Raw genomic sequence first — 5,662 nt, 5'->3', positions numbered from 1 at the left:
CCTCGCCCCACCCGTCCGACCCTGGCTCGCCTGTACATACCCGGCTCGCGCAGCCTCGTACGCGGCTTTCGTACGTGCCCGGCGTGTCTGCGCGGCGCGGCGGCGTGATCATCGTTGACTCACTGAATGACCGAAACAAGTGCTTTTATCCGTTATTTCCTCGCAGGTGCCCTCGCGCTGACCGGACTGCTGCTCCCGGCGGTGCCCGCGGATGCCGCGGCCCCGTCCGACGTCGGCCGTAACTTCAGCGGGCACGCGTTCGACACCTGTCAGGCACCCGACCTCGCCACCATGAACGCATGGATCGCCCACTCCGACTACCGGGCGGCGGGGATCTACTTCGGCGGCCGGGCCCGGGCCTGCAAGTCGCAGACCCATCTGACCCCGGACTGGGTCCGGCAGACCACCAAGTCCGGGTGGAGCCTGTTGCCGATCTACGTCGGTTCGCAGAGCCCGTGCGTGACGGGCTCCAACAAGAACCCTTATCGGATCGACGCCGAGCAGCCCACATCCCAGGGCGCGAGCGAGGCCGAGGACGCGGTGCAGCAGGCGGGCGCCCTCGGGCTGAACCCGGGCAGCGCGCTCTACCTCGACATGGAGGCGTACGACATCGGGAACGCGTCGTGTGCGACGGCGACGTTGAAGTACATCCAGGCATGGGACAGGGGCGTGGCGGCGGCCGGCTACCTCCCCGGGTTCTACAGCAGCGCCGACTCGGGCATCAAGCACATGGCGAAGTCGCGGCTGGCAGGTCTGTCCGACCTGCCGCAGGTGCTCTGGTACGCGCGCTGGGGAGTGACTCCGACGCTGACCGACGAGCCGTCGCTCGGGTCCGACGCGTGGACCCCGCACGCGCGTATCCACCAGTACCACGGTGCCGTCACCGAGTCGCACGGCGGGAAGAAGCTGAGCATCGACCGCGACCTGGTGGACGCCCCGGTGGCCGTCGTCGGCTGAGCCGTACCGTCCAACGACGCATGACCCGGACCGCGACCATGACCCGGACCACGATGAGGCCGTGGTGGGGGCCACGACGGGGGCCAGGACGAGGGTCATGACCATGACCCGGACCCGGATCGGCACCCTGACCGCCCGGACCTGCCCGAACGTCCCGGCTCGGCCGGCATGCCGCACCCGCGTTCCGGCCCGACCCCTACTCCCGCGGGCCGATCCCCTGCGGGACGACCACCCCCGGCTACACCCCCGGGGGGTGGGGACAGCCCCCGGCCTACGACCTGAGAGTGATTCCGTGTCGGCACCTGCGGCCGATCCGCCGACCGTGTCCCGGCTCCTACCTTTGAGCCATGACCACGCCAGTGTGCACCAGCGCCAATACGACGCAGTTCACGGCCTACGTCCGGAGCAAGGGCCCGACGCTGCTGCGCACCGCGCGCTCCTTGACCCCCAACCCCTCCGACGCGGAAGACCTGCTGCAGACGGCCCTGACCAAGACCTACCTCGCCTGGGACCGGATCGATGACCACCGCGCGGTCGACGGCTACGTCCGCCGCACCCTGGTCAACACCCGCACCTCGCAGTGGCGCAAGCGCCGGGTCGACGAGTTCAGCACCGACGAGCTGCCGGAGCCGGCCACCATAGGGCCGGACCTCATCGAGCAGCAGGCTCAGCGCGACGCGCTGCTGCGTGCGATAGCGCGGCTCCCGCCGCGGCAGCGCGCCATGGTGGTGCTGCGGTACTACGAGGACATGAGCGAGGTGCAGACCGCGGAGGCGCTCGGCGTCTCGGTCGGCACCGTCAAGAGCGCGGTCTCCCGCGCCCTCGGCAAGCTCCGGGACGACCCCGAGCTGGAGTTGAGCGTCGCCTGACCGCACGCGGCGACGGCACGACGGCACGACCGTACGACGGCATAACCGTGTGACGGCGCGGCTACGTGACGTCGACGAAGCGGCGGTGCCGCTACAGCGGGGCGATGGCCCGGCGACGGCGTAGCGGAAGCACCGCGCGGGGTAGTGACATACCCCGCGGTATGGAAGCAGAATCGCGGGCAACCACCTCGGAGTCGCCCGGAGGCCCGTGTGCTCAGCACCATGCAGGACGTTCCGCTGACCGTCACCCGCATCCTCGTGCACGGCACGCTGGTACACGGCCGGTCCACGATCACCACCTGGACCGGCGGGGAGCAGCCGCAGCGCCGCACGTTCCGGGAGACCGGTATCCGCGCGGTCCAGCTGGCCAACGCGCTGCGCGACGAACTCGGCGTCGGCCGCGGCGACCCGATCGCCACTCTCATGTGGAACAACGCGGAACACATGGAGGCGTATCTCGCGATCCCCGCGATGGGCTCGGTGCTGCACACCCTCAACCTGCGGCTGCCCGCCGACCAGTTGTGCTGGATCATCGACCACGCCGCCGACCGGGTGATCCTCGTCAACGGCACCCTGCTGCCACTGCTCGCCCCGCTGCTGCCGCGCCTGGAGACCGTCGAGCACCTGGTCGTCGTCGGCACCGGCGACCTGTCGCTGCTGGAGGGCGTCCGCCCCGCCGTGCACGACTACGAGGAGCTGATCGCCGGCCGCCCGGCCAGGTACGACTGGCCGGAGCTGGACGAACGCGAGGCCGCGGCCATGTGTTACACCTCCGGGACCACCGGCGACCCCAAGGGCGTGGTCTTCTCCCACCGCTCGGTCTACCTGCACTCCCTCCAGGTCCTGTCCGCCGAGTCGATGGGCCTGACCAACCGCGACACCTCGCTGCCGGTCGTGCCGATGTTTCATGTCAACGCCTGGGGCCTGCCGCACGCCGCCTTCATGGCGGGGATCAACCTGCTGATGCCGGACCGTTTTCTGCAGCCAGGCCCGCTGGCCGAGATGATCGAGAGTGAGCGGCCCACCCACGCGGCCGCGGTGCCGACCATCTGGCAGGGCCTGCTCGCCGAACTGACCGCCAAGCCGCGCGACATCGGTTCGCTGAAGCAGGTCACCATCGGCGGATCGGCCTGCCCGCCCGCGCTGATGAAGGCGTTCGACGAGCAGTTGGGGGTGCGGCTGGTCCAGGCGTGGGGCATGACCGAGACGTCCCCGCTCGGCACCATCGCCCACCCGCCGGGCGGCGTCACTCCGGAGGAGGAGTGGGAGTACCGCATCACGCAGGGCCGGTTCCCCGCCTCCGTCGAGGCCCGGCTGATCGGCCCGGACGGCTCGGTGATGCCGTGGGACGGGCAGTCCGCGGGCGAGTTGGAGGTGCGCGGCCCGTGGATCGCCGCCGCGTACTACGGCGGCGCCGGCGCGGACCCGCTGCGCCCGGAGGACAAGTTCAGCCCGGACGGCTGGCTGCGCACCGGCGATGTCGGGGTGATCTCAGACGACGGCTTCCTCACCCTCACCGACCGTGCGAAGGACGTCATCAAGTCCGGCGGCGAGTGGATCTCCTCGGTCGACCTGGAGAACCGCCTCATGGCCCACCCCGACGTCACCGAGGCGGCCGTGGTCGCCGTCCCCGACGAGCACTGGGGCGAACGCCCGCTCGCCACCGTCGTGTTGCGCGAGGGCGCCACCGCCGACTACGCCGAACTGCACGCCTTCCTCGCCGACCGGATCGCCCACTGGCAGGTGCCCGAGCGGTGGGCGATCGTGCCGGCCGTACCGAAGACGAGCGTCGGCAAGTTCGACAAGAAGGTCATCCGGAAGTCCTACGCAGAAGGCGAGTTGGACGTCACCCGCCTCTAGCACCACCGTGACGGCGGGACCGTTCCGACCCAACGGTACGGTCCCGGGCCGTCGTTACGCTGCGGCGTCGCGGTTACGGTGCGGCGCCGCGGTACGGTGCGGGGCCGTCGTTACGGTGCGGGGCACCCCGCGGCCTGGTACCCACCCGCCGTCACGCCTTCGCCTCGGTGCCGATCCGCGGGAACAGCGGGCGGGCCGGGGGCAGTGCTCCGTCGACCGGTGTGACCTGTGCCGCGATCCGGGCCGCCGCCCCCGGCAGGAACGGCTCGGCCGCCACCGCCAGTGCCACGCACCCGCGGTGCAGCGCGGCCAGGACCGCGTCGAGCCGTGCGCCCGCCGCCGTGTCGCCGCCGCGTTCGGCCTTCGCCAACTCCCAGGGACGGGTGGCCTCCACCGCCCGGTTCGCCTCCTCCACGATCGACCGGACCGCCGCGCCGGCCCGCCGGAAGTCGAACGCCTCGAGCGCCGCGTCGATCCGCCCGGCCGCCGCCGCGCACGCGTCGGCCAGTTCCCGCGTGCCGGTGGGCTGCCCGGTCAACTCCGGTACCCGGCCGCCGCGGTAGGAGTGCACCATGGTGACGATCCGGTTCACCACGTTTCCCAGGCCGCCCGCGAGGTCGCCGTCCGCCCGGGCCACCAGGCGGTCCCGGGTGTAGTCCGCGTCCCCGATCCGGGGTACGTCGCGCAGCAACCACCACCGCACCGCGTCGGTGCCGACCTCCGCCGCCAGCTCAGCCGGGTCCACGGCGCTGCCCGCGGACTTGCTGATCTTGCGGCCGTCGACGGTCAGGTAGTCGTGCACCAGGACATCCGTCGGCAGCGGCAGCCCGGCCGACAGCAGCATCGCGGGCCAGTACACGGCGTGGAAGCGAAGGACGCCCTTCCCCACGAGGTGCACCCGCCGCAGCCCGTCACCCGCGGCCGTATCCACGTCCGTAACCGCGCCCGTGCCCGTGCCCTCCTTCGGACCCCACCACCGTTCGAAGTCCGCTGAACCGGTGCCGTATCCGAGGCTCGTGACGTAGTTGCCGAGCGCGTCCCACCAGACGTAGACGACCTGGTCGGGGTCGCCGGGTACCGGGATGCCCCAGCCGCGGGCGCGGCGCTGCGAGCGGGAGACGGAGAAGTCGTGCAGCCCGGAGTCGATCAGGGCCAGCACCTCGTTGCGGCGCGCGGCGGGCTCGATCCGCAGGAAGCCGCCGGTGATCAGTTCGCGCAGCCGGTCGCCGTAGCGGGACAGCCGGAAGAACCAGTTCTCCTCGGCGACGAGTTGCGGCCGGGTCAGGTGCTCGGGACACCGGCCGTCCTCGGTGAGTTCGTCCGGTGTGTAGAACTGCTCGCAGCCGACGCAGTACAGCCCCTCGTAGTGCTTGCGGTACAGGTCGCCGGTCGCGGCGACGCGCTCCCACAGCCGTTCGACGCCGACCCGGTGCCGGGGGTCGCTGCTGGTGCGGATGAAGTCGTCGAAGGAGAGCGCGAGGGGCTCGCGCAGGTCGGCGAAGGCGGCCGCGTTGCGATCCACCAGTTCCTGTACGGGGACGCCCTCGGCCTCGGCGGCGAGTACGTTCTTCAGCGAGTTGTCGTCGGTGCCGGTCAGGAAGCGGACGTCCCGGCCGGCCTGGCGGGCGCGCCTGGCCAGCACGTCGGCCTGCACCAGTTCCAGCGCGAAGCCGAGGTGCGGACGGGCGTTGACGTAAGGGATCGTGGTCGTGACGTAGAAGCGCGACATCGGAACCTCCTGTGATCAGGGAGGCGGGGCCCGACCCGCGACACGCGAACGAGGCCCCGACTCGGGGCCTCGGATGCGTCACACGTTCGCGTCAGCGGCCCCTGCGGGGCATCATCGCGAAGGCGTGTGCGGTCATGGGCCGACCCTAGCAAGACCGCCCGGGCCGCTCCCAACGGATTACCGCCCGCGGGTATTCCGCGCCCGGCCTGCACCTGGCCCGCGCGCCCGACCCGTACCTGGCCCGTGC

Annotated in this window: 4 protein-coding genes; 3 read left to right on the top strand and 1 reads right to left on the bottom strand. The window is 71.5% G+C overall.

The features are described from left to right. The first annotated feature begins 126 nt into the window (after nt 1-126). The 3 genes from AC13HU_RS31005 (at nt 127) to AC13HU_RS30995 (ending at nt 3,686) form a co-directional block, all read left to right on the top strand. On the top strand, nt 127-957 hold the full coding sequence (locus tag AC13HU_RS31005; RefSeq protein ID WP_483045297.1) for a DUF1906 domain-containing protein: 831 nt from the start codon (nt 127-129) through the stop codon (nt 955-957). A gap of 347 nt (nt 958-1,304) precedes the next feature. Further along, nucleotides 1,305-1,826 (top strand): SigE family RNA polymerase sigma factor, encoded by a 522-nt coding sequence (locus tag AC13HU_RS31000; RefSeq protein ID WP_483045296.1) that lies wholly within the window; start codon nt 1,305-1,307, stop codon nt 1,824-1,826. A 210-nt stretch (nt 1,827-2,036) separates the two neighbouring features. After that, on the top strand, nt 2,037-3,686 hold the full coding sequence (locus AC13HU_RS30995; RefSeq protein WP_483045295.1) for a long-chain fatty acid--CoA ligase: 1,650 nt from the start codon (nt 2,037-2,039) through the stop codon (nt 3,684-3,686). Nucleotides 3,687-3,837: 151 nt separating this feature from the next. Here the strand turns inward: AC13HU_RS30995 and metG are convergent, their stop codons facing one another. Further along, nucleotides 3,838-5,415 carry a methionine--tRNA ligase gene (gene metG, locus AC13HU_RS30990; RefSeq protein ID WP_483045294.1) on the bottom strand — a complete coding sequence of 526 codons (1,578 nt, stop codon included), beginning with the start codon at nt 5,413-5,415 and terminating at the stop codon, nt 3,838-3,840. Nucleotides 5,416-5,662: the final 247 nt, after the last annotated feature.

It is taken from the genome of Streptomyces sp. NH27 (assembly GCF_056859195.1).
Note: the sequence above shows the minus strand (reverse complement) of the source record. Positions and strands in the feature narration are given on the sequence as shown.

Bases quoted from the DNA above. Each gene is read 5' to 3' on its own strand.
- AC13HU_RS31005 (WP_483045297.1), top strand. From the start codon at position 127: ATGACCGAAACAAGTGCTTTTATCCGTTATTTCCTCGCAGGTGCCCTC.
- AC13HU_RS31000 (WP_483045296.1), top strand. From the start codon at position 1,305: ATGACCACGCCAGTGTGCACCAGCGCCAATACGACGCAGTTCACGGCC.
- metG (WP_483045294.1), bottom strand. From the start codon at position 5,415: ATGTCGCGCTTCTACGTCACGACCACGATCCCTTACGTCAACGCCCGT.